Source organism: Streptomyces sp. NPDC017991 (genome assembly GCF_044328075.1).
Lineage (GTDB): Bacteria > Actinomycetota > Actinomycetes > Streptomycetales > Streptomycetaceae > Streptomyces.
The window spans coordinates 159,298-184,513 of the sequence record NZ_JBIRGP010000002.1 but is presented as its reverse complement, the minus strand read 5'-3'; the positions used below and the strand labels follow the sequence as shown (position 1 = coordinate 184,513).

Sequence of the window (25,216 nt, the reverse complement as noted above, 5' to 3'; positions counted from 1 at the left end):
GGTGGCGGGGGACCGGGGTGCTGTGCCCGCGGACTCGTGCGGCTGTTCAGCCGGCCGTCGGGTCGAGGACCAGGGGCTCGATCCGGCCCTCCAGCATCGCGCCCAGGCCGAGGACCGCGCACACGTCGGGCCGTTCGGCGATGTGCACCGGCATCCCCGTCGCCTGCCGCAGCATCTGGTCGAGGCCCGGCAGCAGCGCGCTGCCGCCGACCATCATGATCCCGCGGTCCACCAGGTCGGCCACCAGGTCCGGCGGGCAGACGCGCAGCACCTTGCCGATGCCGTCGAGCACGGCGGTCAGCGGGGTCTGGATGGCGTCGCGCACGGCGGCCGTGTCGACCTGTACGGAACGGGCGAGGCCGGTGGCCACGTCCCGGCCGTGGATCTCGGTGGACGTGGGTCCCTGCGAGGTGAGCCCGTTCCCGGAGAGGGCCAGTTGCAGCGGGCGTACGGACTGCGAGGGGAGCATCAACTCGTGGTGGTGGCGCAGGTGCTGGACGATCGCGTGGTCGATGGCCTCGCCGCCCACGGGGATGCGTTCGGCGGTGACGATCGAGCCCAGCGACAGCACGGCGACCTGGGTGGCGGCGGCCCCGCACACCATGATCATGGTGGCCTCGGGGCGTTCCACGGGCAGTCCGCAGCCGACACCGGCGGCGATGAGCGTGTCGACCAGTTCGACGCGCCGCGCGCCCAGACCGACGAGCGTCTCCACGGTCGCCCGCTGGGCCAGCGGGTCGGAGTCGTGCGGGGTGCAGGCGGCGGCCCGCAGCCGGGGCTTGCGGCGCAGGGTGCGCCGGACCTTGTCCCCGAGGAGTTGGCGCAGCATGCGCTGGGCCATCTCGATGTCGACGACCGTGCCGCCCGAGACGGGGCGTACGACACGGATGTAGTGGGGGGTACGGCCCGTCATCTTCTCGGCGAACTCACCGACCGCGATCAGGGCGCCGGTCCGCGTGTTCACCGCGGCGACGCTGGGCTGGTCGACGATCAGCCCGGCGCCCTTCACGAAGACACGCGTTCTCGCCGCTCCGAGGTCGACGGCGAAATGGCAGCGGCGCAACTGCTCCAGGCTGGCGGTCATGGCGGGTCCTCCCGAGAGCACAGACCGTGGGACTCCACCGGGCGGCGGTCCTCCTACGCATCGTGCGGGAACTGACGGGGTGTCGCCTTTCGGGGTGGGCCGGGCGGGGTGCGGCTGGACGGGTGGTCTTCGCGGACGGCGGAAGGGCGGTCTTCGCCGAAGGCGGAAGGCAGGCGGCCTTACGGGGCGGGTAACGGGGGCGGGTAACGGGCGGCGTACGGCTTACGGCGGACGGGTCATCAGGTGGCGGGCGGGTGCCCCGGGCGCCGGAGAGGGCTCAGGTGTGGGGGAGGGACCGGAGGAGGGGGGCCCACGAGGCCGTGGTCACCTCGCAGCCCGCGCGGACCAGGCGCCGCTTGTGCCCCTCGGAGCGGGTGTAGCCGAGGAAGCGCAGGCCGGCGGCCCGTGCCGCGGTCAGTTCGGCGACCGACGAGCCGACCAGTACGGCGTCCTTCGGCGGCACGCCGAGGTGTTCCAGGGCGCGCAGGAGACAGTCGGGGTTCGGCATGAGCAGGGTCAGGTCGTCGGCGCGGCCGTGCACTCCACCGGTCACCAGGCCGGTCAGCCGGCCGTGGGAGTGCAGGTACTTCCAGACGGCGCCGGGCGCGTTGTCCGCGACGACCGCGGTACGCCGCCCGAGCGAGCTGAGCGTGGTGATCAGGGCGTCCGAGAACGGGGTCGACGCCGCGGTCGACACGGCCCGCTCCTCGATCCGGTTGAGCCGTCGGCGCAGGTCCGCTCCCAGCGGGTGGTCCGCGAAGGCGCGCAGCAGGTCGAGGGGGTTCGGGCGCCCCTCCAACGGTTGCGGGGGCCCGCCCCGAGCGACGAGCGGCTCGCCTCTCAGCGCGGCCTCGGGGTCCCGCAGCTCGGCGAGGAGCGCGGCGAGTTCCCGGACGGCCTGCTTCTCGGTGTCACTCGTGTAGAGACGGACGAGGGGGCCGTCGAAGCCGAGGAGTACGCAGGGGCTCTCCATCAGGGCCGCGGCGGCGTCTTCCGGCCGCCGGGCGGCCGACCCGACCTGCCGCGCGGCGGCGGCCTGCCGGGGGGTGTCGGGCTTCCGGCCGGAGGCGGGTTGCCTGGCGGGCGGGGAGAGGGGGGTTTTGGGACGCCGAGGGGTGTCGGCCTCCCGAGTGGTCTCGGACCGGCGTGGGGTGTCGGCTTCCCGAGTGGTCTCGGATCGGCGTGGGGTGTCGGCTTCCCGAGTGGTCTCGGATCGGCGTGGGGTGTCGGCTTCCCGAGTGGTCTCGGATCGGCGTGGGGTCTCGGCTTCCCGAGTGGTCTCGGATCGGCGTGGGGTCTCGGCTTCCCGAGTGGTCTCGGACCGGCGTGGGGACTCCGCCTCCCGAGTGGTCTCGGACCGGTCGGCGGACTCGGACGGTCGAGGGGTCTCGCTTGCGGAGGCGGACTTGGGCGGGGAGGGGGTCTGGGCTGCGGAGGCTGACTCGGCCGGAGACGTGGTCCCGGTCCGTGAGGCGGTCTCGGCCGGAGGCGTGGTCTCGGTCGGTGAGGTGGTCTCGATTGCGGAGGCCGTCTCAGCCGGAGACCTAGCCCCGGTCGGTGAGGCCGACTCGGCCGGAGACGTGGTCTCGGGCGGTGAGACCGTCTCGGCCGGAGACCTGGGCCCGGTCGGTGAGGCTGTCTCGGGCTGAGGTGTGGTCTTGGGCTGAGGTGTGGTTTCGGGTGGGGGTGTCGCCTCCGGTGGGTGGGTGGGGCGCGGGGTGGTGGGCTGCGGTTCGCTCTCGGGTGTCAGGCGGGCCGAGCAGAGCATGTGCAGGCGCCGGAGGTCCTCGTGCTCGGGGTGCTCGCGCAGCAGCTCGCCGAGGTCGTGCGACGCGCGCTCGAACCGCCCGAGTGCCAGGTCGAGTTCGGCACAGGTGACGCCGAGCGTGAGGCGGAGCGAGCGCAGGCGTAGACGTGCCGACGCCGCTGCCGGTCCGGGAACATCGCTGAGAGCGACGCCGGACCAGAGGCCCAGGGCCTGCTGGACGGCGTCGCGGGCCCCTGCCGTACTCCCCTCGTCCCGCAGGTACTTCGCCTCGGCGATGAGGTTCTCGCAACGGATCACGTCGATGGTGGTGGGGGGCGTGTGCAGGGCATGACCGCCCGCGCCGGTGGCCAGGACGCCGGGCCCCAGCGCGTCCCGGAGCGCGGCGGCCACGACGGCCAGGGTGCCCGCCGGATCCTCCGGAAGACTCGTTCCCCAGAGTCCCGCGGCCAGTTCGTCGTGGGACACGAACCGGCCGTGCCGCAGGAGCAGCATGCAGAGCAGGGCTTGTGCCTGGAGCGGGAGGTCCGGCAGGAGCGAGTCGCCGCGGACGATCCGCACCGGGCCGAGCAACCGGTAGCGCAGGCAGGTCGCCGTCACGTCCCGCAGCACCGGGCTGAAGGAGCGGGGCATGAGGAGGTCCGCGCCGACGTTCTGGGTGTAGGTGTCCGAGGAGAGCAGGCAGTCCACGGCCTCGACGAAGGGCGACCTGAACTCCGCCGGTACGCCCGGCAGCTCGGCCGGGGACGAGGGATCGCCTCCCGCCAGCACGCACAGCAGCTCCCCGAGGTCGTGCAGGTCCTTCGACGCGTCGGCGCCGTGCGGTACCCCCAGGGGGAAGCGGGCGAGTCTGAAGGAGCCGTCCGCCGGCACCAGCACACTGAACGCGCTCAACTGCCCATGCACCATGGCCTGTTCGTGGAGCGCCTTGAGGCCGAGCACCATCTGATGGGCCAGCGGCGCCAGTGTCGGGAAGGGCACCCCGTAGTCGCCCAGGGCGGTGAGTTCGGCCAGGGTGATGCCCGGCAGGAACTCCGTGACGAGATAGGGGATGCCGTCGTCGATGCCGAAGTCGTGCACCGCGACCACGTTCTTGTGCCGGACGCGGGAGAGCGCGCGGGCGTCCTGGAGGAACCGCTCGTGTCGTTCCGGCTCGACGGTGTACCGGTGGACGGCCACCGTTCGACCCGGACGGGCGTCATGGGCCTGCCAGACCTCCTGACCCCGTCCCAGCGGCCGTACGAGCCGGTACCTGCCCAGCACGAGTCCCGCCGCGGTCTTCGAGGGCGGCCCGCCCATTCGCCGTACGGACTCCTCCCGCACGGCTGCGAACGGTTCGCCCGCCGCCTCCTCGCCCCCGCCTCCCGCACCATTGCCGCCCGGTGCGAGCACGCGGAACTCGCCGGCCGAAAGACCGGCCCGCTCGTCGATCAACGCGCCTACGCGGGCCAGGAGTTCGGAGGTCCGGCCGTACGCGGAGCGCGGCAGGGTGCGTCGCAGCAGCTCCCGCACGCCCGGCCGGAAGACGTACGAACCGGCCGCGCCCGGGACCGCGGTGAGCGCGCCGCTGAGGATCACCTCGGCCAGGTGCTGCGGCCGGGGGTTCTTCTCGACGGCCGCCTGGACCAGACGCATGACCGGCAACTCCACCGGCCCCACCGCGAGATGACCGGCCAGCCGGAAGGCCTCCGGCGAGGCGACGGAGCGGAACCGCAGCAGCAACTCCTCGGCGGAGAGCCGCTCGACATCGCTGCGGCCCCTCTCGTCGACCGGCGCGAGCGGCGGCCCTGGCCCCAACAGGGCGACCGCGCCCGGCAGTCGGCCGCCGCCCGCCACGAGAGAAGACCAGTTCCCCAGCCAGGGCGCCGAGGCTTCGAGCACGGGGAGGGGCAGCAAGCCGCGCGGCCGGCCCTCATGCGCGTACGAGTCCAGTGCGTACGAGTCCAGCACGTACGAGTCCACGTCGTACGACGAGTTGGGCGCCGCCGGTCCCGGCGCGCTGATGCGCGCGGTCGTGGCCGGCAGCGCGGTGGTGCGCCACAGGCGTTCCGGCAGCGGCTGGACCAGGGCGACCGGCATCCGGGCCGACCAGCGGCGCAGTGTGCTGTACCAGCGGGTGCCCGCCGGGCCCTCCCGCCACTGCGGACCCATGCAGTCGCTGAGGAGGAGGGTGACCGTACGCCCGTCGGCGAACGACTCCTGCGAACCGGGGCGGCACACCGCGCCGTCGGCCTCCAGCCGGTGCAGTTCCACCGTGCGGAAGATGCCCGACTGGGCCAGTGCCGCGTGCAGTTCGCGTACGAGCGGGCGCCAGACGGGCATCGTCGGGCCGGTGTCGTGCACGAGGTGCAGTGTCAGCCATCGCTCGGTCGTGGGCCGCAGCACGGGCAGCCACCACTGGGGGGCGGCTCCGAGCCGGGCGATGCGGTGGGCGGTCGCCGCCTCGTCCAGCTCCTGCCCGACCGGGGCGGGGACGCGCCGCTTGAGGGGGCGGAGGGCTCGTTGGAGCCCGAGGGGGTGGGGGAGCATCGGGGGCGCGGGGGCCAGGAGGGATGTGTACGGGCCGCTCGGGGCGTCCTGGCCCGCGCGGCCCGGCGTCGGTGTGCGGGGGCCCGGCAGCCGGAGGGGAACGCGGGTGTCCGGCGGGTCCGGGATGGAGTGGGGTGGGGGGTCGGGTGCGGGTTCGTTGTGGCTGGTCGCGCAGTTCCCCGCGCCGCTGAGGGGGGAGGGGGTGGCGGAGGGTGGCTGGGCTGTGGTGGCGGAGGGCTTGGGGCGGGGTGTCGGGTCGGGGGTCTCGGGGGCCGGCATGTGGGTTGCCAGCCACAGGAGTTCGGCCAGTTCCACCGAGGTCGGTTCCGGGCCGCCGGATGCCCGGGCCAGTACGCCGGCGAGGAACGCGGCCCCCGCGCCCGCGCCGCCGTCCGCACCCGGGTCAGAACGCATCCGGTTCCTCTCCCGTGCGGCTCAGATACGGCATCAGCTGCTCGGCCAGGTCGTCGCGGGACGACGTGTCGATGCCCGCCACGCCCGTGAGGTAGATCGCGTTGAGCAACTGGTCCGTGGCGAGCTCGCCCTCGGTCCCGCGGGACAGAAAGCGTTCGATCAGATCGCGGGCGTACGCGTCGGGTTCCCCCAGGTGGGCGCGGACGATGTGCTCCAGGTGGGCGGCGCGGGGCTGGTGGAGTTCGAGACGGACACAGCGCCGCAGGAAGGCGGGCGGGAACTCGCGCTCGCCGTTGCTGGTGAGGACCACGAAGGGGAAGGCCCGGCAGCGGACCCGGCCGCGCGAGACCCCGGCCCGTTCGTCCGTGCCGTCGATCATGACCTCGGCCGTGGGGGTGTGCCGGGCGGAGCGGACCAGCTCGGGGATCTCGTACTGGCCCTCCTCCAGGATGTTGAGGAGGTCGTTCGGCAGGTCCAGGTCGCTCTTGTCGATCTCGTCGATCAGCAGGGCGCGCGGACGGCCGTACGGGAGGAGTGCCGTGCCGAGCGGTCCGAGCCGCAGATGGTCCTGGAGCTCGCTGTCCTTGGGGAGTACGGGGTCGGGCGGTGCCTCGCCGCCGGGCCGGACGCCGCGTGCGGCCGCGTACAGGCGGGACAGCGGGTCGTACTGGTAGAGCCCGTCGTGCAGCGTGGTGCGGCTGGTGATGTTCCAGCGCAGGACGGGGCCGAGCCGCAACTCCCTCGCGACGGCGTACGCCAGGCTCGACTTCCCGCTGCCCGGCGGGCCCGTCACCAGGAGCGGACGGCGCAGATAGAGGGCCGCGTTGACGAGCTGGACGGCGCGGTCCGTGGCGCGGTAGGTGCGGGCACGGTGCCGGCGGTCCGGGGACGTGGCCGAGGCGTCGTCGTCCTCGGCGGGCGTCGCCAGCTCCGGACCGCCGTCGAAGTCGCGCCAGGGCGGCGGCGCGGGCAGCTCGGCGATGCCGTCGTGGGGCTCGCTCGCACCCGTGTAGACGGGCCACAGGGACATGGTCTCTCCGAACGTGTTCCGATGTGCGGTTCCGGCTTGTCTGACTTGTCTGGCTTGTGCGGTTCTGGCTTCGGTGGTCTGTCCAGCAGGTGTGTCCGGCCCGCCCTAGCCGACCGGGTTGTGCAGATAGCCGGCGGGATCAGGCAGGCATTCGGGGTCCTCCCACAGCAGGGCCAGGTCGTACGCCCAATGCGGCTCCGGGGCGTCGGAGGCGTACGCCGTCTCGCGCAACTCATGGATGTGGCGCGGCAGTTCGCGGGGCGGCAGGTTCGCCAGGTGTGCGGCGAGGCGGTCCAGGAACTCCGAACCCCGGCAGTCGGCCGAGTCCCCGCACCGGTGCTCGCTCCGGCAGCCGGTGCGCGGCCACAGCATCACCGGCACCGCCGCGTTCAGGCTCGCCTGGAACAGCCGCCGGACCCGGTCCGCGCGCGGCGGCGTGGCGAAACCCACCATGTCGGCATCGCGGCGCAGCCCGATGGTCAGTCTCACCTGGTCCTGGCCGACCGACCAGCAGTCGATACGGTGCAGCCGGGCCGTCGGCCGCTCGTCCAGGTACTGCCACTTCTGCCGGAGCTTGTGCTGCAGGCCGCCGCTGCGCCGACGCTCCAGGTCCATCACGACGAGCGGTGCGAAGGAACCGAGCGGGCTGTCGTCGTCCGCGCTGCGCTGCCAGTGCGCCACGTTCGTGTTGAGCCAGCGGCGCGGCAGCACGAAGGCGATCAACTCGCGTGCGCCGAGCTCCAGTTCGCGGTACGCCTCGTCGATCCGCTCCAGCGTGTAGGGGCGTACCCGGTCCACGGGGAGGCGGCGCGAGCCCACCACCCGCCGGTGTCTGCCGTTGTACGCGGACACCTCCACCAGGAAGTACCCGTCGCCGGAGCCGCTGGGCGCGATCTCGACGAGGATCGGCGACCAGGAGTGCGCGGCGTCGCGGGCGGCCCCGCGTGCGGGCCTGTCGGGGGGCGGGTCGGGGTGGCGGGTACGGGGGGCCGAGGGCCAGGCGCGCAGGGCGGTCCGGGTGGGGGTGTCGTCCACGAAGTCGGCCAGGCGGGCGGTGAAGCGGGTGACCGCGGCGGGGTCCTGTACCTCCGAGAGGAGGTACCAGGCCGCGTCCCACAGGGAGGTGAAGCCGTGGGGTGGGAGTGGGGGGCCGAGGGGGCCTACGGCGTCGAGGTACAGGCGTTCGGGGGCGTGTTCCGGGCCGTGTTCCGGGCCGTTTTCCGGGCGGGCCGGGGGGTGGGGGTTCTTCGTCTGCGGGCCGGTGGGGGCTGGTCGCGCAGTTCCCCGCGCCCCTGAAAGCGGGCCGGTGGGGGCTGGGCGCGCAGTTCCCCGCGCCCCTGGAAGGCGGGGCTGCGCCCCTGCCTGATCGGCGGGTGCGGGAGGTCTCTGTTGGGGGTCCAGTTGTTCCAGTAGGTGTCTCAGGTGTTCCTTCTGTCGTTGGTCGTATGCCGGGGTGGGGATCAGGTCCGCCAGGCGGGGCCAGTAGCGGGCCATGATCTGGGCGGGGAGCATGCGGCCGTTGCGGATCTCGGGGCTGCGGGCGGCGGCCGAGACCATGCCGACGACCTGGCCGGTGTCCGCGAGGGTCACGGCGGCACCGCTGAACCCCGGCGCGAGCGGCTGCCCGTGCGCGGCCCACGACTCCAGCTGGACCCACTCGCCGGCGATCAACTGCTGTGCGGTGGCGCGGTATTCGGCGAGCGTTCCCTCGTCGTACCGCTTGGGGAAGCCGTAGGCGAGGAGCCTGCGCGGGGGATCCCCGTAGGCGTCGGCGGGTGTCGCGAACTCCGCGGGCTTCATCGGCACCGGCCGGTCCAGCTCCAGTACGGCCAGATCGCCCGGGTCGCTCTCGCGGCCGTCCCAGCCGCCGTGCGCGACCACCCGGGCCAGGACCTGCTCGTAGCCACCGTGCGCGAAGGACACCGCGACCGCTTCGGTGTCCCTGCGCGCCACGACATGGGCGCAGGTCAGAACGTGCTGCTCGGTGACGAGGAAACCGGCGCCGGTGTCCCGCCCACAGCTGATTCTCGCGTGCCAGGAAGCGCTGCTCATGGGCGCGGGGTGGTCTCCGGGGGGCCGTCCGGCCGCTCGGGCGACCAGGAGAGCTTGACCACGAGATGGCCCTCGACGGCACTCTTGGCGATCAACGCGCCCGCCTCCGCCGTGAGCTTCACACCGAACTCGATCTCCACGGAGTCGGGCTTCAGCGAACCGTCCCTGAAGACGCGGAACGCGGCGCCGGCGGCGGCCCGTACCCCCTCCAGCGAGCCCTCGAAGGTGCGGGCCGCGGCGACCGTGCCGTCCGCCCGTGCCACCAGGCGGGAACCCGACTCGTCCTCGGCTCCCTCGACGACGACAAGGACCCCGTCGTCCGTCTTGAACTCCACTAATCCGTCCATGATGCCGCATTGCCCCCGTAGTCCGTCACTGGTGACCACCTTCATTGTCACGGACGGTACTTGCCCCTGTCGCGGTTTCCCCCGGTCGTTCACCGTTCCTCTGGCGGAAAACCGCCAGGGCAGCTTCCCGCCAGGTTCCGTCGGCGGCACCGCGACACCGGCCCCCCGACACTCTTCGCAGCGCCCTGACACCACCCGGGCCCGCGACAGCGCCGAGAAGAGGGGCACCGATGACCAGAGGATCCGCGAGACACGGGGTGGCGCTCGCGTCGGCCGGACTCGTGTTCGCCCTGCTTCCGTCCGGCGGGGCCGGGGCCGACGTGCAGGACACCGGCGTCCCGCCCCGCACCCGCGCCGCGTCCGCCGCCCGTACCGTCACCCTCGTCACCGGTGACCGGGTCACCGTCACCGAACTCGGCGGCGGGAAACGGACGGTGACCGTCGAGCGGGCGAAGGGGGCGACCGGAGCGGTCCGTACGCAGACGGCGAACGGCGCCCTGACCGTCGTACCGGACGAGGCGCTGCCGTATCTGCGGGCGGGCACCCTCGACCGGCGGCTGTTCGACGTGGGTGAGCTGATACGCCAGGGGCTCGCCGACCGGGAGACGGACGCGCTGCCGTTGATCGTCACGTACAAGAAGGGCGCGCGGGTGGTGACTCCGCGCGGGGCCGAGAGGACACGCGCCCTGCCGAGCGTCCGCGGGGCCGCCGTCACGGCCGACAAGGGACGGACGTTCTGGCAGGCCCTCACCCGGCAGGACGGGACCGACGCGGACGGGACCGACGCGCACGGGACCGGCATGGGCGCGATCGGCAAGGTCTGGCTCGACGGCCGGGTCCGTGCGGAGATGGCCGAAAGCAACGCCCAGATCGGTACGCCCGAGGCCTGGGAGGCGGGACTGACCGGCAAGGGCGTCACCGTCGCGGTACTGGACACGGGGGCGGACGTCGGCCATCCCGATCTCGCCGGGCGGGTCTCCGTGACGAAGAGTTTCATCGAGGGTGAAGAAGTCGCCGACCGCAACGGCCATGGCACGCACGTCACTTCGACCGTCGGAGGCAGCGGGGCCGCGTCCGACGGCAAGGAGAAGGGCGTCGCACCCGGTGCCACGCTCGCCGTCGGGAAGGTGCTCGGCGACCAGGGCTCGGGCAGCGAGTCGCAGATCATCGCGGGCATGGAATGGGCCGCGCGGGACGTCGGCGCCACGGTCGTCTCCATGAGTCTCGGGACTACGGAGCCCAGCGACGGCACCGACCCCATGGCCCAGGCCGTCGAGACCCTCACCGCGGAGACCGGCGCCCTCTTCGTCGTCGCCGCGGGCAACACCGGCGCCCCCTCGTCCATCGGCTCGCCCGGCGCCGCCGACTCCGCGCTGACGGTCGGCGCGGTCGACTCCGCGGACCTGGCCGCGTACTTCACGAGCGCGGGCCCGCGCCACGGCGACAACGCCCTGAAGCCCGACCTGTCCGCCCCGGGCGTCGACATCCTCGCCGCCCGCTCCCGGCTCTCCGCCGGCAGCGGCGACTACACCGTCCTGAGCGGTACGTCGATGGCGACGCCCCATGTCGCGGGCGTGGCCGCCCTCCTCGCCGAACGGCACCCCGACTGGACCGGCGCACAGCTCAAGGACGCGCTCATGTCGACGTCCAGGCAACTCGACGCGTCCGCCTACGTGGTGGGCGCCGGGCGGGTGAGCGTGCCCGCGGCGGTGAAGGCCGAGGTCACGGCCACCGGAAGCGCCGATCTGGGCTATCACCGCTGGCCCTACGAGTCGAACGAGCCGGTGACCAGGACTGTCACGTACTTCAACTCCGGTGACATGCCCGCCGAGTTGAGGCTGACCGTGTCCGGCGCGCCCGACGGGGTCGTGACGCTCACCGACTCCACGCTGACCGTCCCCGCGCACGGGACCGCCGCCACGACCGTGACCGGGGACGGTGACAAGGCTCCGGTCGGCAACACCGGTGGGCGGATCGTGGCCTCCACGGCGGACGGTACGCCCGTCGCGCACACCGCCTTCGGGCTGGTCAAGGAGGAGGAGCGGTACACCCTCACCGTGCACGTCAAGGACCGGGACGGTGACGCCACCGCCGCCGACCTCGTGGTCCAGCAACTCGCCGAGGACGTCGACCCGTTCGCGGAGCACGTCGGTGACACGGGCACGGTCGGACTGAGGCTCCGGCCGGGCACGTACAGCCTGAACACCTTCCTCGACGTACGCGGCAGCCGTGGCGCCGACTCGCTCGGGCTCGGCTTCCTCGCGGCACCCGAGATCGCACTCGACCGGGACCGTGAGGTCACGCTCGACGGCCGCCGGCTGAGGGAGATCGCGGCCCGCGTCGACCGGCGTACCGAGACCCGGCAGCTGCTCATGGAGTACGACCGGGCGGCGAACGGCGCGGACCTGTTCGGGGCCGTGCAGGTGCCGCTCAAGTACGACAGCGTCTTCGCGGCACCCACGGCGAAGGTGACGAAGGGCAGCTTCGAGTACCGGACCGTGTGGCGGCTCGGGAAACCGACGCTGGAGGTCGAGGGGCTCGGTGAGGCCGTGGTCCAGCCCGGGGGCACCCTCGTCGAGGGCCGCCGCAGGCTCCCGGTCGTCGATGTCGGCGGCGGCGGTACGGGCTCCGGGGGGTACGGCGGAAAGGACGTGCGGGGCAAGGCCGTACTCGTCCGGACGGAGGAAGGCGCGGTGCCTTCCGAGATCGCGCGGGCCGCCCAGGACGCGGGCGCCGAGGCGCTGTTCGTGACGGACGGCGTACCGGGCAGGCTCAACGCCTGGTTCGGCACCGACGACAACGCGGACCGGCCGATCCAGATCGCCACCCTCGACGCGCGGGACGCGGCGCGACTGCGGTCGGCGGGCAGGGCCGAGATGAACGGGACACGCAACACGCCCTACACGTACGACCTTTCGGAAGGACACCAGGGGAGCATCCCGGCGCGTGACCTCACCTACGAGCCATCGCGCCGCCAACTGGCCGTGCTGGACACGAAGTTCCATGCCACGAAACCCGTCTCGGGCAGCGAGTTCCGGTACTCGCTCACCGATGACTCGTTCCCCGTCGGGATCGGCTTCCAGGAGCGGGCCGACTTCCCTGCCGAGCGGACCGACTACGTGTCCACGGGGCCCGGCCAGCTGTGGCACGAGTCCGTCAACGTGGGTGCCGGGGACCTGGAGGAGCGCAGTGGGCTCGTCCGCCACCACGGAGGTACGCGGCAGGACCTCGACTGGTTCCGGCCGGTCTGGCATCCCTGGCTCGGCACCGGGCTCGGCTGGGGTCAGCGGCGCTCCGGCTCGACCCTGCAGTTCAACGTCCCCGGCTGGGGCGACTCCGGGCCCGACCACACCGGCTTCGGCAACGTGTGGGACGAGAACAGCGGCATGACGCAGTCCACCGAGGTGTACCTCGACGGGGTATCGGTCGACCGGCGGACCGGTTCCGGCGCGTACGTCTGGGACGCGCCCGCCGACGAGCACACGTACAAGGTCGTCACGGACACCGCCCTGGACGCGGACCGCTGGAAGCTCGCGACGAAGGGCCGTTCCGAGTGGACCTTCAGATCGGCGGCCACCCCGGAGGACCGCTGGACGACCCTCCCGCTGATCAACCTCGGCTTCGACGTCGACACGGACCTGGCCGGGAACGTACGGGCCGGGGCCCGGCTGCCCGTGGCCATCAGCGCGTCCTACGTGGCGGGCGCCGGGCAATCCCCGAAGGGGCGTAGCCCCCTAGGGGCGCGGGGAACTGCGCGCCCAGCCCAACTCGACCCGCACCCGACAACCGACGATCCGTCCCCCGGGACCGTCCGCAGGGCGAGCCTCGAAGTCTCGTACGACGCGGGCAAGTCCTGGCGGACGGTGCAGGTGTCCAAGGCGGGCGCCGACACCTGGGAGGGCACCCTCACCGTGCCGCGCGGCGCCGCGTACGTGTCGCTGCGGGCCTCGGCGGGCGACGACCGGGGCGGCTCGGTGACCCAGGAGATCATCCGGGCGGTGGGCGTGCGGTAGGCCCCGGCTCACCGCCCCTGCTCCACGATCCCGCGCACGACACCCAGCTCCAGCAGGTCCTGCGGACGGATGCGGAGCTGGTCGGCCGTGGCGCGTACCTCCTCCGCCGGGCGCTTGAGGATGGCGGCCGCGAGTTCGGGGGCGATGACGGAGAAGTAACTGTCCGGCGTGGCCCACGTGTTGTCCGGGGCCGCGAGGGCCAGTGCGCCACCCGAGCCGCCCTCCCCGATCAGCAGCGTGGTCATCGGGGTCTCCGCCGCCGCCACCGCTGAGAACAGCTCCGCGATCGCCGCCCCCGCGCCCTGCCGCTCCGCCTCCGCGTCGTTGGCGGCGCCCGGCGTGTCCACCAGGGTCAGCACGGGGATACGGAGCCGGTCCGCGAGCCGGATCAGCCGGGCGGCGGTGCGATAGCCGGCGGGGCGCGTGGCGGTGCCGGTCTGGGCCGCGTACGCGACCGTACGGCCGTCCCGCGCCCGTACGCCGAAACCGCAGAGCATGCCCGCGTCGGTACCGCCGCACCGGTCACCGCTGATCGCCGCGCGCCGGGCGAAGAAGGTGTCCAGATAGGCCTCGGCGCGCGGCCGTTGCGGGGCACGGGCGGCTCGTACGGCCTCCCATCCGGTGGGCGGGAGACCGGCGTCGCCCAGCGCCGGGGGCGGCGGCACGGGATCCGTCGAAGGGTCGCTCAGCAACCGCAGCCAGAGCGCCAGCGCTTCCGGCAGCACCCGCTCGGGAACCACGGCGTCGACCGCCCCCGCCGCCCACTGCGCCTCGGCCGTGTACGCGGCCGGGTCCGCGTCGGGCGGCCGGACCCGCGAGCCCGCGAAGCCCACCTGCGCCCCGGGCAGCGCGAGGATCACATCGGCGCCCGCCCCCAGGGTGGCCCAGCCGCCGCCCGTCGTGGGGTCGCGCAGAACGGCGATCTGGGGCAGCCCGGCCGCCCGGGTGAGCGCCGACTGCCGTGCCACACGCTGGAGTTGGACCAGCGCGCGCATGCCCTCCTGCATCCGGCTGCCGCCCGTCGCGACGAGGGAGACGACCGGGAGGCGGTGTTCGCGCGCGTAGGTGTGCGCGGCTTCCAGCCGGTCGCCCGTGCGCTCGCCCAGCGAGCCGCCGAGGAACCCGAACTCGAAGGAGATCAGCACGGCCGGGGTCGTACCGCCGTCCTCGCCCCTGACGGCGGCGGTGCCGCAGACGACGGACTCCTCCTCGCCGGTGCGGTCCGCGGCCCGGGTGCGCGAGGCGTCGTAACCCTGCCAGGACAGGGGGCCGTCCGGCCCGTACGAGCCCGGCGGGGTGAGGGCGAGGGCGGGGGCGGTGGGGTCGGCGAGATCGGTGAGGTCGGTGAAGCCGGTGCTGACGAGGGCGATCGCCTCGCGGGCCGTGAACCGCCGGGGGCCGTGGACCGCGGCTCCCTCAGTCATGGGTCAGGGCGCGCTTCATGATCTTGCCCATGTCGTTGCGGGGGAGGGCGCCGAGGTGGTGGACGACGCGGGGCCGCTTGTGCGGTGCGAGACGGTCGGCCACATGGTTCGCCAACTCGGCCGCGGACGGGGGGTTTTGGGGATCGGTGGGCACGATCCACGCCACGATCCGCTCACCGAGGTCGGCGTCCGGTTCGCCGGTGACCGCGGCCTCCCGTACGCCCGGGTGCTCGATGAGCGCGTTCTCGATCTCGCCCGCCCCGATCTTATAACCGCCGCTCTTGATGAGGTCGGTGGCCTTGCGGCCGACGATGCGTACGCACCCGTCGGGGTCGCGCACCGCCATGTCGCCGGTGCGGAACCAGCCGTCCTCGGTGAAGGCCGCCGCCGTCGCGTCGGGCCGGTTCAGGTACTCGGTGAAGAGGTTCGGGCCCCTGACCTGGATCTCGCCCACGGTCTCCCCGTCGTACGCCTCCAGGGCCGTCGTGCCGTCCTCCTCCGTCAGCCGCAGTTCGACCCCCGGCAGCGGCACGCCGACCGTGCCCGCGCGGGGCCCGCCGTCCGCGCGGACGCCGGGCCGGGGGTCCGGGGGCGTCCACCGGGATGAGCACAGCATGAGGGTCTCGGTCATCCCGTACCGCTCGATGACCTGCCGGCCCGTCGCCCGCGCGATCCGCTCGTGGTCGTGCACCGGCAGGGCCGCCGAGCCGGACACGAGCAGCCGGGCCCGCGCCAGCGCCTTCGCGAGCGCCGGGTCGTCGGGCAGGGCCTCCGCGATCCGGTGGTACATCGTCGGCACCCCGAACAGCATCGTGGCGCCGGCGCTCAACTCGCGTGTCACGCCCGCCGTTTCGAAGCGGCCGAGGTGCCGTACGGATCCGCCGCGGCGCAGCGGGCCGAGGATGCCCAGGATCAGACCGTGCACATGGAAGAGCGGCAGGCCGTGCACAAGGACGTCGTCGCCCGTCCACCCCCAGGCGTCCGCGAGGGCGTCCAGGGTGGCGGCGATGGCCCGGCGGGGGATGACGGCACCCTTCGGGGGGCCGGTGGTGCCGGAGGTGTAGACGACGAGGGCGGGCAGCTCATCGGCGAGGTGACGCGCATCCGGGGCGGGGAGCGCGGTCGGCCCGGTGGCCCGTACGTCGATGTCGACGCGCGCCAAGGAGGCCAGCGCGTCGGGGAGTCGGTCGTCCGGGGCGGCGAGCACGAGTGCCGGCGCGCTGTCCGCCACGATGTGCCCCAGCTCGCTCCCGCCCGACTTCGGGTTGAGCGGCACGGCGGGGACGCCGGCCAGCAGCGCGGCGACCACGGCGACGGCCGTCTCCAGGGTGGGGGTGGCCCACACGGCGATCCGGCCCGCCTCCCCGACGCGGGCCGCCAGTGGGGCGGCGGTCGCCGCCAGCTCGCCGTAGGTCAGGGAACGGTCGCCGAAGCGCAGGGCCGACCGGTGCGCGGCGGTACCGTCCGGATCCGCCAGTGCCTCGGTCAGGGCCGGGAAGAGAGAGGACACGCGTGCGTACTCCTTGATCGTCGGGGGGCGGGGGTGTCGGGGGTGCCGGTGTCACCCCCAGTCGGGTACCACCAGCGCGAGCCACACCACGGCGGGGACCACGGCGACCACGATCCCTCCGTACATCATCAGCTGCCGGAAGAAACGCTCCCGGTCGACACCGGGTGCCGCGGCGAGGACCAGGGCGCCGTTCGTCGAGAACGGGCTCACGTCCACCACGGTCGCCGACACCGCGAGCGCCGCGACCATGCCGATGGCACCGATCTCGCCCTGCGCCAGGAACGGCACCGCCAGCGGAATCAGCGCCCCCATGATGCCGACCGAGGAGGCGAACGCGGAGACCAGCGCGCCGATGTAGCAGAGCAGTACGGCCGAGAGCAGCGGGACGCCGATGTCGCTGACGCCCTCGCCCGCCCAGTCGATCGTGCCCATCTCGTCGAGGACTCCGACGTACGTCAGCACACCGCAGATCAGCAAGACCGTCGGCCAGGCGATCTGGCTGACGGCCTTGCGGCTGTCCTCGGCCCAGACGGTGCTGAGCAGGACGGCGAGGGTGATGGAGGTGAGCCCGGCGTCCAGGTCGAAGACGAGCACGGCGACGACGAGGGCGACGAGAGCGGCGAGGGTGGCGATCCGGGCGGGGTTGAGACGGGAGGTGTCGTCGTCCGGGTCCGGCTTTTCCAGGTCCACGGTCGCCCCTGCGGTCGCCCCTGCGGTCGTCTCCGAGGCCGTCCCCGCAGTCGTCCGTGAGGTCTTCTGCCGGTCGAGGTCGGCCTCTTCGGCGCGGCTCAGTTTCAGGCCTCCGAACAGCACGAACACGATCGCGGCGATCACGAGGTTGACGATGAGGGAGGCGAGGAAGAGCGCGACCTCGTTGCCGGGGAGGCCCTCGCGCTCGACGATGCCGTTGACGATCGACCCGTAGATGCTGATGGGGGAGAAGCCGCCGCCCTGGGCGCCGTGCACGACCATCGCGCCCATCAGCAGCGGGCTGATGGAGTAGCGCGCGGCGAAACTCAGGGCGATCGGCGCCACGATGGCGACGGCCGCCGGACTGACCGCGCCGATCGCGGTGAGCGCGCCGGTCAGCACGAACATCACCCAGGGGATCAGTACGACCCGTCCGCGCACGAGCCGGATCGAGGCGTGCACCAGCCAGTCGGTCGTGCCGTTGGCACGGGCGATCGCGAACAGGTACGTCACGCCGACGAGCACCACGAAGAGGTCGCCGGGGAAACCGGCGAAGATCTTGTCGGTGTCGAGGTCGGCGACGAGTCCGCCCACTCCGAAGGCGGCGGCGAAGGCGAGGGCGCCCATGTTGATGGAGCGGGTGGTGGCGATCACGAACACCACGACGAGCACGAGGATCGATATCAGTTCGGCGGACATACGGGCTCCCGTCTTTGGGTCCCTTGTCGAGGGGGGCCGAGTGGGGGGTGGGGGAGATGGTGGGAGGCGGTGAGAGGTGGTCAACTGGCTGAGTGGCCAAGTGGCTGAACCACATTGGGCGGCCGTGGTGGAGAGCGTCAAGAGAGATGACGTAAATTGGCTCAGCCACTCATCCACCAGATCGAGAGGTAAGGGGGAAGACCGGACATGACCGACGCACTGCGGCCCATGGGGTCCAAGCCGCGCCTGTACGAGCAGGTCCTCGACCGGTTGCGCAGTTACGCCGCCGAGGGCGGCCTCGGCGCCGGTGACCGGCTGCCGCCCGAGCGCGACCTCGCGGCCAGACTCGGCGTCAGCCGCGCCTCCGTGAAGCAGGCCATAGTGGTTCTGGAGGTCCAGGGGCTGGTCGAGGTCCGCCACGGCGGCGGCACCTACCTCGTCCGTGACACCCTCGACGCCGAGCCGGTGGAACAACTCGTCGACAGGCGGCGCCGGTTGCCCGACGTGCTCGACGCCCGCGAGGCCCTGGAGACCAAGCTCGCCGAGCTGGCCGCCGAGCGGCGCACCGACGAGGACGTGGCCGCCATGGACTCCGCCCTCGCCCACATGCGGGCCGAGATCACGGCGGGCGGCCACGGGGTGGAGGGCGACCGGCTCTTCCACGCGGCGGTCACGGCCGCCGGGCACAGCACGATCCTCGCCGAGTTCATGCGCTCGATCGCCGACCAGATCACCGAGAGCCGCCACGAGTCGCTGCGCCAGCCGGGTCGGCCGACCCGTTCCCTGACCCAGCACCGGGCGATCTTCGACGCGATCGTGGCCCAGCAGCCGGGGCGGGCCGCCGCGGCGATGCGGCGGCACGTGCAGACGGTGGCGAGGGTGCGGCTGCTGGACTGGGATCCCGAGGAGAGCGAGCGGCAGGGGCCCTGACGGGGTGCGGTGAGCCGCAGTGGCGGCCCTTACAGGCGTGATTAGGATCGGTCGTCATGACCGCGTCCACAGCAGCACCCGCCGAGCCCGCCGCCTCCGCCGGCAGGCCGCCCACCATCCTCGCCACGTCCGGCGGCCACCGGGGCTGGGGTGCCCGGACCATGGTGGAGTTCGACGCGCTGGTGCATCACGCGGTCGACCTGTCGGGCGCGCACGGCCGCCGTCCCCGGGTGATGTACGTCGGTACGGCGATCGGTGACGCCGAACACTTCGCGGCGCGGATGGCCGAGGCCGCGCGGGTGGCGGGGTTCGACCTCGTTCCTCTCAACCTCTTCCCGAGGCCCAACTTCGACGATGTCGAGGGTGCCGTCCTGGAGCAGGACGTCATCTGGGTGATGGGCGGCTCGGTGGCCAACCTTCTCGCGGTCTGGCGGGTGCACGGCCTCGACGACATCCTGCGCAGGGCCTGGCGTTCAGGTGTCGTCCTGAGCGGGGTCAGCGCGGGGTCGATCTGCTGGTTCGAGGGCGGTACGACGGACTCGTTCGGGCCCGAACTCCGGCCTGTGACAGACGCGTTGGGCTTCCTGCCCTACGGCAACGGCGTCCACTACGACTCCGACCCGGGCCGCCGCCCCCTGATCCACGACCTCGTCGCGAACGGCGCGCTTCCCACCACCCACTGCACCGATGACGGGGTGGGGCTGGTGTACCGGGGGACGGAACTGGTGGAGGCGGTGGCCGAGGTGCCGGGGAAGGGGGCGTATGTGGTGACGCGGGAGGGGGATGGGGCGATCGAGGAACGTTTGGAGCCGCGCCGCCTGCCAGGGGTTGGGTAGGCCTACGGCGCCCACCGGGGAGGGGGTGCGGGGTGTTCGGCGGGTGCGGGCCGGCGGGGGCTTCCCGCGCCCCTGAAGGACGAAAGACTGCGCCGTTCCCCGCGCCTACCCGAGTTCGCCGAGACGGAGGGCGTCCCTCATCTCGTTGAGTTTCGCGGTTGTCGCCGGGGTCCGTTCCTTCGTCTGTTCGCTGAGACGGAGGGCGTCCTCGATCTCGCTGAGCTTCGCGGAGGACAGGACGCCCGCCCGCTCGATCAGGTCGTCCTGGGACACGGTGGTCAGCCACGTGCAGGGGGTGAAACCCGGGCACGGGAACGCGAACCGCAGCACGCCTTCCAAGGGCAGTCCTTCCCCGGCACCTACGTGCACTTCGACGCCCAGACCGCTGATGTCGACGCCCGCAGGAGCGACGACCTGCATCGCCCGGACCCTGGACGCGTCGTCTGCCGCCAGCAGTACGACCAGCCGCCGCTCGTCGAACTTGACCCACCACACTTCGCCACGTTGCACATGTCCTCCTGACTCAGGACGGCAGGCGGAACTGCGCGACCCTGACGCGTTGTGGAGACGGGTGCGGCCTCCGTTGATCATCGTGAGTTCTGTGGACTGACGAGGAGACGGTGGCCGGGGGTCACAGCACAGAACCCGCCCGACGGCGGGGCGCGTTCGCGGGCCTTATGGGGCTGAACTGGTCGGGCAAGGGCCTGGCTCTTGTGGCGCCGGTGGGGCATGACCAGGGCGGTTCCCGGTAGCCGCCGTCGGCGATCGTCGTCGTGTTGCCGACGGCCGTCTCGGCCTGGTGGCCTGGTGGCCTGGTGGCTTGGTGGCAACGGAGCCGTCCTGGGCAGACCCGTTCGCCGGGCTGAGATCCGCGCCGCGAGTGCCTTGGGTCTGCCAGAACGCATCCGGCTAGAAGGTCATTTACGCGACAAGCCCTGGCGGGGCGCGGTATCGACCACGTCCGCCACCACGCAGCTCACGTTGTCCGGGGCGCCGGCGGTGTTTGCCGTGGTGATCAGGGACTGGGTCGCCCCGGCCGGGGTGGCGGACGTCTTGAGGGTCTTCTTGATGGTGTCCTCCGGGACTGCCGTCGGCAGGCCGTCCGAGCACAGGAGGTAGCGGTCGCCGGGGCGGGCGTCGTGGAGGCGTAGGTCGGGGGGTGGCGAGCCGGCGCCCGTCAGTGCTTTCGCGAGCAGCGTGCGCTGCGGGTGGGCCGTGGCCTCCTCCGGCGTCAGGCGGCCCTCGTCGAGCATCGACTGGACCACCGTGTGGTCGTGGGTGATCCGGAACAGCTCGCCGTCGCGCAGGAGATAGGCGCGGGAGTCGCCGATGTGGACCAGGGCCAGTTGTGAGCCCGTCCACACCATCGCGGTCAGGGTCGTACCGGTCTCCGGGTCCGTCGGGCCCGCCACCTCCCGGACCGCCTCCGTGGCGCCCTGGACCGCGTCCTCCAGGAGGTTGAGGACGTTTCCGGCGGCGAGCGGCTCGGTGTCGAGGAACTTCAGGGCCTCCACGGCGGCGCCGCTCGCGGGCGCGCCCCCGGATCCGAAGCCGTCCGCGACCACCAGGACACGCGTGCCCGCGTACGCCGTGTCCTGGTTGGCGGGGCGGACACGGCCGGTGTCGGAGAGAGCGGCGTAGCGCAGTTCCAGTCCAGGGGGCGCAGGGGTGACAGGGGGCATGGTGGGCTCCTTGCTCGGGAGAGGGCCTGTGGGAAGGCCCGTGAGGTGGTTCACGAGGAAGGACGCCAGGTCGCGGCGCGTTGCCGTCTCCGCCTCGACCCGTGACCAGAACGCCCGGATCTCCCGCGCGGCGGCCACCGGTTCGAGGGCGCTGACCTTGCGGATCTCCGCCAGCGGCATGCCGAGCCGGCGCAGCCACGCCACCAGGCGGGCCTGCTCCAACTGCTCCGGCGCGTAGTAGCGGTAGCCCGTCTCCGGGTCCACCCGCGCCGGGCGCAGCAACTCCAGCTCGTCGTACAGCCGAAGTGCCTTCGGTGACAGCCGGCACGCCTTCGAGAAGGCCCCGATCGTGATCATGGCGCTACTCATGGCGTTACTGATGTTGTTGCTCAAGGCGTCGCTCATGTTGTCGCTCATGGCGTTCCTCCCTTCCGTCACCGATGGTGTGGTCTCACCGAAGGTGAAGGTCAAGTGCCCCAGTAATTCCCGGGCCGGTCCCTGGGGCGGTTGTTAACCTGCGACCGGTATTACCGGAGTGAGCCGATACACCGTCTGAGGAGCCCGCCGTGGCACGCACCATTCCCCGTATCGCCCTGGTCACCTGCCAGGAGGTGCTGGAGTCCGGGTACGACCGTGACCTGCCCGCCCTCGCGGACGCGGTGCGGCACGCGGGGGCAGGGGCGGGAGCGGGAGCGGGGTCGGGCGCCGAGGTCGCCGTCGTCCGCTGGGACGACCCCGATGTCGAGTGGGGCCGCTTCGACCTCGTTCTCATCCGCTCCACCTGGGACTACAGCTGGCGGGCCGCCGAGTTCCTGGCGTGGGCCGACCGGTGCGGGGCCGCGACGACCCTGGCCAACCCGCCGGAGGTCGTGCGGTGGAACGCCGACAAGCGGTACCTGGGCGACCTGGCCGCCGCCGGCGTGCCCGTCGTCGACACCCGCTACCTCGCCCCGGGCGACCCGGCCGACCTGCCCGACGACCGCGAGTACGTCGTCAAGCCGACCTCGGGGGCCGGAGCCCGGTACGCGGCCCGCTACACGCCCGGGGACCACGACACCGCCGTACGGCACCTGGAGCGGATGCACGCCGAAGGGCTCACCGCGATCGTGCAGCCGTACGTGCGGAGTATCGACACGGCCGGGGAAAGGGCCCTCCAGTTCTTCGGAGGGCGCTTCCTCCATGCCATCCGCAAGGGGGCCGTCCTCGAACCCGGCACCGCCTTCGACGACAAGAAGGTCCCGCACCCCGACTTGCGGGCCTGGGAGCCCAGCCCCGCCGAACTCGCCGTCGCGGAGAGGGCGTTGGCCGCCGTGCCCGGTGCGCCGGAGCTGCTCTACGCCCGTGTGGACCTGGTGGACGGCGACGACGGGGCACCCCGCGTCATGGAGCTGGAACTGGTCGAGCCCAATCTCTTCCTCTTCCTGCACGAGGACTCCGTGCCGGTCGTGGCCGAGGCCGTCGTCAAGGCTGCGGTGAAGGCCGCCGCCGGGGCCGCCGCGGGCTGACGAGACGGATCAGGGGCGCCGCTCGTCGACCGCCACGCGCTGGAGCAGGCCGTACGTGAACTCCGCGACGCAGTCCCGCCGGCCACCCTCCGAGCCGTCCTGCCCGCCCGAGCCGTCCTGCCCGCCCGTGCCGTCCGGTGCCGTGAAGGCGAGCCCCCACCTCGTGGGCGCCGACCCCTCCAGCGGCCGGACCGGCGCGAAGGCGCGGGCGGCCTCGTCGACCGTGCAGGACCAGGGCGTCAGGTCGGTCAGGGCACGCAGCTGCGGGGCGGGGGCGCCCGGGGCGCGGACCAGCCACTCGTTCCAGGCGACCCCGCCCGGGGCCACCAGCACCTCGAAGCGCAGATCCGGCCAGAGGGGGACCGGCCACAGGAACGCCTCGCAGGACAGGTCACCGATCCGCCGGGGCGTCACCGACTCCGGATCGCCCAGGATCGAGCGGTAACGGGCGACCGCGCCCCGGCTCCGCGGCGCGTGCCGCATCGCCTGCCAGCGCCGGTTGGCCTCACGCATCTCGGCGACCGAGGCGCCCAGCGTGTGGCGGGCGTCCTCCACGAGGTCCGCGTTGTGGTCGGCCATGCGGCGCAACAGGACGAGCTGGAAGTCGAGCGGGGTGAACGGTCCGGTGCTAACCGGCTTGGCGGGAGGCATGCCTCCCATCGTCCCGTACGGGCTCCGTACGGCGTACGTGCCCCGCGTGCCGCTCGCCCGGGCGGCGGCCGTCGGGGAGGAAGAGCACCGAGTTCACGTACCGGACGTACCCCGGGCCCCGGAAGGGCAGCACCCTGCGCAGCAGGCCCTGGGAGACCACGTGCGAGGCGCGCGCCTGATGGGCCTCCAGGTCGAAGGAGGACAGCGGCAGCCAGGTGTCGCCGGGCAGCACCCAGCCCTCGTAACCCCGCTTCGAGAGGTGGGAGACGACCGTGTCGATGGGCTGGATGCGGGCCTCCAGCTCGATGAAGAGGGCCGGGCGGTCACGGGTGAGGAGGGTGCCGGCCCCGCGCAGCACCGCGAGTTCGCTGCCGTCCACGTCGATCTTGATGAAGCCGACGTCGTGGAGGTTCAGGCTGTCCAGGGTGAGGCAGGGGACGTCCAGGGCGCGCGCGTGGATGTCCCGCCGGACCAGGGACGAGACGCCCCGGTCGCCCTGGTCGCCGGGTGGCAACCACAGGTGGGCCGTGCCGGTCCGGTCGCTCGCGGCGGCCCGGACGACCTGCACGTTCCCGGGGGTCGCGGCGGTGATCAGCCGGGCCAGGTGCGGGACCGGTTCGACCGTGACCACACGGCGGGCCCGGCCCGAGAGGCGGCGGGTCCAGGGGCCGTACCAGCCGCCCACGTCCACCGCCGTTCCACAGCCGGGCGGGCAGAGGTCGCCGAGCCGGGCCAGTTCGGGCTCGAAGCGCGGATAGACGAACCGGGCGGCCGAGGCGACCAGCCGCACGGGTACGAAGGGGGCCAGGCGGGCTGCCAGCGTCATGGCGTCACCGACCCCGGCTTCCGGGGTTCGCCGCGGGAGTCGCCGAGGTCGCCGCCCCCGGTGATCCGCAGCAGCAGATCCTCGTGCTCGTCGTCCGTCACCTGCTCGCCGGAGGACGGCAGGAGCTGCGGGATGCCGTCCACGATCGGATAGCGGCGCCGCAGCCGGGGGTTGTAGAGAGCGGCCTCCGCACCCGCGGCGGCCTCGGCGCCCTGCGTACTACCCCCCGTCTCCTTTCCGAGGAGATGCAGCGGCCCCTTGTCCAGCGGGCACGCCAGTATCTTCAGCAGCGGGTCGTCCGGGTTCATGGCTGGTCAACTCCCTTGTGGGGGATGAAGGTCGGGGTTCCGGCGGTGGGTCGTGCTTGGGCATCACGAGGAGTACGGAGACCGCCAGCGCCGTACCGCCGATCCGCAGCGCCAGCCGCAGCGGGTCCTCGGGCAGCGCCTCGCCGAACGCGACCGTGCCGAGGACCGCCGTGAAGAGACAGGTCACCGTCGTGCAGACCGGCACGATCAGCGAGGCCCGGCAGCGCTGCAGCGCCGCCTGCGACATGACGAGGCCGAACACCCCGGTGAAGAGCAGGAGATACGGGTACGGGGAGCGCAGCAGACCGAGCACCGCGCCGCCGAACCCGCTCCCGGTGAGGTGGCTGGACACGCCCTTGATGGCCAGCGAACTGACCCCGTACAGCAGGCCCACCGCCACGCCGTACTCGACGCCCGTCGTCGGCATGCGGTGCCGGTGGCGGGCGCGGCGCTCGGCGGACCCGTACAGCCAGACGCCCAGTGCGAGCGACGGGACGCAGACCAGCAGGATCAGCGGGGCCGGGGCGCTGCGGCTGACCGTGTCGGAGCCCTCCCTCAGGGACAGCACCACCATCAGGAGCGCGAGCAGGATCGCCCCGAGCGCGTACCGCTCGCGGCCCGAGGTCTCCTCGCCGAGCAGGACCGAGGAGAGCAGGACGAGGATGACGAGGCCGGAGACGAAGATGCCCTGCGCGGCGGCGATCGGCAGGGTGCGGTAGACGACGAGCTGCGCGCCGAAGCCCGACGCGAGGGCGAGGGACCCGCCGATCCACAGCCAGCTGCCGAGGACCAGCCGCAGCAGCCGGGCGGGCCGGCGGACGCTCACCTCGGGCAGTGCCGCGAGCGCCCGTTTCTCCAGGACGAATCCCGCGCTGTAGAGCAGGTTCGCCAGCAGGGCCGCGGCCACCCCCCACCACATGG

General features: G+C 72.9%; 18 protein-coding genes. 4 read left to right on the top strand and 14 right to left on the bottom strand.

The window, feature by feature from the left end; translation table 11 throughout:
* Positions 1–46: 46 nt before the first annotated feature.
* The 5 genes from ACH4DZ_RS05430 to ACH4DZ_RS05410 form a co-directional block, all read right to left on the bottom strand.
* Positions 47–1,084 carry a rod shape-determining protein gene (locus tag ACH4DZ_RS05430; RefSeq protein ID WP_210882857.1) on the bottom strand — a complete coding sequence of 346 codons (1,038 nt, stop codon included), beginning with the start codon at positions 1,082–1,084 and terminating at the stop codon, positions 47–49.
* A 277-nt stretch (positions 1,085–1,361) separates the two neighbouring features.
* Positions 1,362–5,792 (bottom strand): SAV_2336 N-terminal domain-related protein, encoded by a 4,431-nt coding sequence (locus ACH4DZ_RS05425; protein ID WP_398285621.1) that lies wholly within the window; start codon positions 5,790–5,792, stop codon positions 1,362–1,364.
* Positions 5,782–6,822: an AAA family ATPase gene (locus ACH4DZ_RS05420; RefSeq protein WP_398285620.1), complete on the bottom strand. Its 1,041-nt coding sequence runs from the start codon at positions 6,820–6,822 to the stop codon at positions 5,782–5,784. Before ACH4DZ_RS05420 ends, ACH4DZ_RS05425 begins: the two co-directional genes overlap by 11 nt.
* A 105-nt stretch (positions 6,823–6,927) precedes the next feature.
* On the bottom strand, positions 6,928–8,874 hold the full coding sequence (locus tag ACH4DZ_RS05415; RefSeq protein ID WP_398285619.1) for a trypsin-like peptidase domain-containing protein: 1,947 nt from the start codon (positions 8,872–8,874) through the stop codon (positions 6,928–6,930).
* Positions 8,871–9,221: a CU044_2847 family protein gene (locus tag ACH4DZ_RS05410; RefSeq protein ID WP_398285618.1), complete on the bottom strand. Its 351-nt coding sequence runs from the start codon at positions 9,219–9,221 to the stop codon at positions 8,871–8,873. Before ACH4DZ_RS05410 ends, ACH4DZ_RS05415 begins: the two co-directional genes overlap by 4 nt.
* A gap of 230 nt (positions 9,222–9,451) precedes the next feature.
* Between ACH4DZ_RS05410 and ACH4DZ_RS05405 the strand changes: the two genes are divergently transcribed.
* Positions 9,452–13,234, top strand: coding sequence for a S8 family serine peptidase (locus tag ACH4DZ_RS05405; protein WP_398285617.1), 3,783 nt, complete (start codon positions 9,452–9,454; stop codon positions 13,232–13,234).
* Positions 13,235–13,242: 8 nt separating this feature from the next.
* Here ACH4DZ_RS05405 and ACH4DZ_RS05400 read toward each other — a convergent pair whose 3' ends face one another.
* From ACH4DZ_RS05400 to ACH4DZ_RS05390, 3 genes are read right to left on the bottom strand one after another with little or no spacing between them, the layout of a single operon-like run.
* Positions 13,243–14,658, bottom strand: a complete 1,416-nt coding sequence (locus tag ACH4DZ_RS05400; RefSeq protein ID WP_398285616.1) for a carboxyl transferase domain-containing protein — start codon at positions 14,656–14,658, stop codon at positions 13,243–13,245.
* Positions 14,651–16,168, bottom strand: coding sequence for an acyl-CoA synthetase (locus tag ACH4DZ_RS05395; protein WP_398285615.1), 1,518 nt, complete (start codon positions 16,166–16,168; stop codon positions 14,651–14,653). The genes ACH4DZ_RS05400 and ACH4DZ_RS05395 overlap by 8 nt, the downstream gene beginning before the upstream one ends.
* 51 nt (positions 16,169–16,219) lie before the next feature.
* Entirely contained in the window at positions 16,220–17,557 is a 1,338-nt protein-coding gene (locus ACH4DZ_RS05390; RefSeq protein WP_398285614.1) for an SLC13 family permease, read from the bottom strand.
* A 207-nt stretch (positions 17,558–17,764) separates the two neighbouring features.
* Between ACH4DZ_RS05390 and ACH4DZ_RS05385 the strand changes: the two genes are divergently transcribed.
* The gene (locus ACH4DZ_RS05385) at positions 17,765–18,487 is read left to right on the top strand and encodes a FadR/GntR family transcriptional regulator (RefSeq protein WP_398285613.1); all 723 of its coding nucleotides are present in this window, start codon (positions 17,765–17,767) and stop codon (positions 18,485–18,487) included.
* A 56-nt stretch (positions 18,488–18,543) separates the two neighbouring features.
* A complete protein-coding gene (locus tag ACH4DZ_RS05380) occupies positions 18,544–19,323 on the top strand; it encodes a Type 1 glutamine amidotransferase-like domain-containing protein (RefSeq protein ID WP_398285612.1) in 780 nt (259 codons plus the stop codon).
* Between the two features lie 105 nt (positions 19,324–19,428).
* Here the strand turns inward: ACH4DZ_RS05380 and ACH4DZ_RS05375 are convergent, their stop codons facing one another.
* Positions 19,429–19,833: a type II toxin-antitoxin system PemK/MazF family toxin gene (locus ACH4DZ_RS05375; RefSeq protein WP_398285611.1), complete on the bottom strand. Its 405-nt coding sequence runs from the start codon at positions 19,831–19,833 to the stop codon at positions 19,429–19,431.
* A 407-nt stretch (positions 19,834–20,240) separates the two neighbouring features.
* Positions 20,241–21,362: a MerR family transcriptional regulator gene (locus ACH4DZ_RS05370; protein WP_398286209.1), complete on the bottom strand. Its 1,122-nt coding sequence runs from the start codon at positions 21,360–21,362 to the stop codon at positions 20,241–20,243.
* 221 nt (positions 21,363–21,583) lie between these two features.
* On the opposite strand from ACH4DZ_RS05370, the gene ACH4DZ_RS05365 reads away from it, so the two are divergent.
* Entirely contained in the window at positions 21,584–22,510 is a 927-nt protein-coding gene (locus tag ACH4DZ_RS05365) for a RimK family alpha-L-glutamate ligase (RefSeq protein WP_398286208.1), read from the top strand.
* 9 nt (positions 22,511–22,519) lie between these two features.
* Here the strand turns inward: ACH4DZ_RS05365 and ACH4DZ_RS05360 are convergent, their stop codons facing one another.
* From ACH4DZ_RS05360 to ACH4DZ_RS05345, 4 genes are read right to left on the bottom strand one after another with little or no spacing between them, the layout of a single operon-like run.
* A complete protein-coding gene (locus ACH4DZ_RS05360; RefSeq protein ID WP_398285610.1) occupies positions 22,520–23,161 on the bottom strand; it encodes a hypothetical protein in 642 nt (213 codons plus the stop codon).
* Positions 23,139–23,987 (bottom strand): FkbM family methyltransferase, encoded by an 849-nt coding sequence (locus ACH4DZ_RS05355; protein WP_398285609.1) that lies wholly within the window; start codon positions 23,985–23,987, stop codon positions 23,139–23,141. The genes ACH4DZ_RS05360 and ACH4DZ_RS05355 overlap by 23 nt, the downstream gene beginning before the upstream one ends.
* Entirely contained in the window at positions 23,984–24,295 is a 312-nt protein-coding gene (locus ACH4DZ_RS05350) for a Trm112 family protein (RefSeq protein ID WP_398285608.1), read from the bottom strand. Before ACH4DZ_RS05350 ends, ACH4DZ_RS05355 begins: the two co-directional genes overlap by 4 nt.
* Positions 24,207–25,214: a hypothetical protein gene (locus ACH4DZ_RS05345; protein ID WP_398285607.1), complete on the bottom strand. Its 1,008-nt coding sequence runs from the start codon at positions 25,212–25,214 to the stop codon at positions 24,207–24,209. The genes ACH4DZ_RS05350 and ACH4DZ_RS05345 overlap by 89 nt, the downstream gene beginning before the upstream one ends.
* Positions 25,215–25,216 lie beyond the last annotated feature (2 nt).

Excerpts from the sequence above, each read along its gene's own strand:
- ACH4DZ_RS05430 (WP_210882857.1), bottom strand. The coding sequence starts at position 1,084 with ATGACCGCCAGCCTGGAGCAGTTGCGCCGCTGCCATTTCGCCGTCGAC.
- ACH4DZ_RS05425 (WP_398285621.1), bottom strand. The coding sequence starts at position 5,792 with ATGCGTTCTGACCCGGGTGCGGACGGCGGCGCGGGCGCGGGGGCCGCG.
- ACH4DZ_RS05420 (WP_398285620.1), bottom strand. The coding sequence starts at position 6,822 with ATGTCCCTGTGGCCCGTCTACACGGGTGCGAGCGAGCCCCACGACGGC.
- ACH4DZ_RS05415 (WP_398285619.1), bottom strand. The coding sequence starts at position 8,874 with ATGAGCAGCGCTTCCTGGCACGCGAGAATCAGCTGTGGGCGGGACACC.
- ACH4DZ_RS05410 (WP_398285618.1), bottom strand. The coding sequence starts at position 9,221 with ATGGACGGATTAGTGGAGTTCAAGACGGACGACGGGGTCCTTGTCGTC.
- ACH4DZ_RS05405 (WP_398285617.1), top strand. The coding sequence starts at position 9,452 with ATGACCAGAGGATCCGCGAGACACGGGGTGGCGCTCGCGTCGGCCGGA.
- ACH4DZ_RS05400 (WP_398285616.1), bottom strand. The coding sequence starts at position 14,658 with ATGACTGAGGGAGCCGCGGTCCACGGCCCCCGGCGGTTCACGGCCCGC.
- ACH4DZ_RS05390 (WP_398285614.1), bottom strand. The coding sequence starts at position 17,557 with ATGTCCGCCGAACTGATATCGATCCTCGTGCTCGTCGTGGTGTTCGTG.
- ACH4DZ_RS05385 (WP_398285613.1), top strand. The coding sequence starts at position 17,765 with ATGACCGACGCACTGCGGCCCATGGGGTCCAAGCCGCGCCTGTACGAG.
- ACH4DZ_RS05380 (WP_398285612.1), top strand. The coding sequence starts at position 18,544 with ATGACCGCGTCCACAGCAGCACCCGCCGAGCCCGCCGCCTCCGCCGGC.
- ACH4DZ_RS05370 (WP_398286209.1), bottom strand. The coding sequence starts at position 21,362 with ATGATCACGATCGGGGCCTTCTCGAAGGCGTGCCGGCTGTCACCGAAG.
- ACH4DZ_RS05360 (WP_398285610.1), bottom strand. The coding sequence starts at position 23,161 with ATGCCTCCCGCCAAGCCGGTTAGCACCGGACCGTTCACCCCGCTCGAC.
- ACH4DZ_RS05355 (WP_398285609.1), bottom strand. The coding sequence starts at position 23,987 with ATGACGCTGGCAGCCCGCCTGGCCCCCTTCGTACCCGTGCGGCTGGTC.
- ACH4DZ_RS05350 (WP_398285608.1), bottom strand. The coding sequence starts at position 24,295 with ATGAACCCGGACGACCCGCTGCTGAAGATACTGGCGTGCCCGCTGGAC.
- ACH4DZ_RS05345 (WP_398285607.1), bottom strand. The coding sequence starts at position 25,214 with ATGTGGTGGGGGGTGGCCGCGGCCCTGCTGGCGAACCTGCTCTACAGC.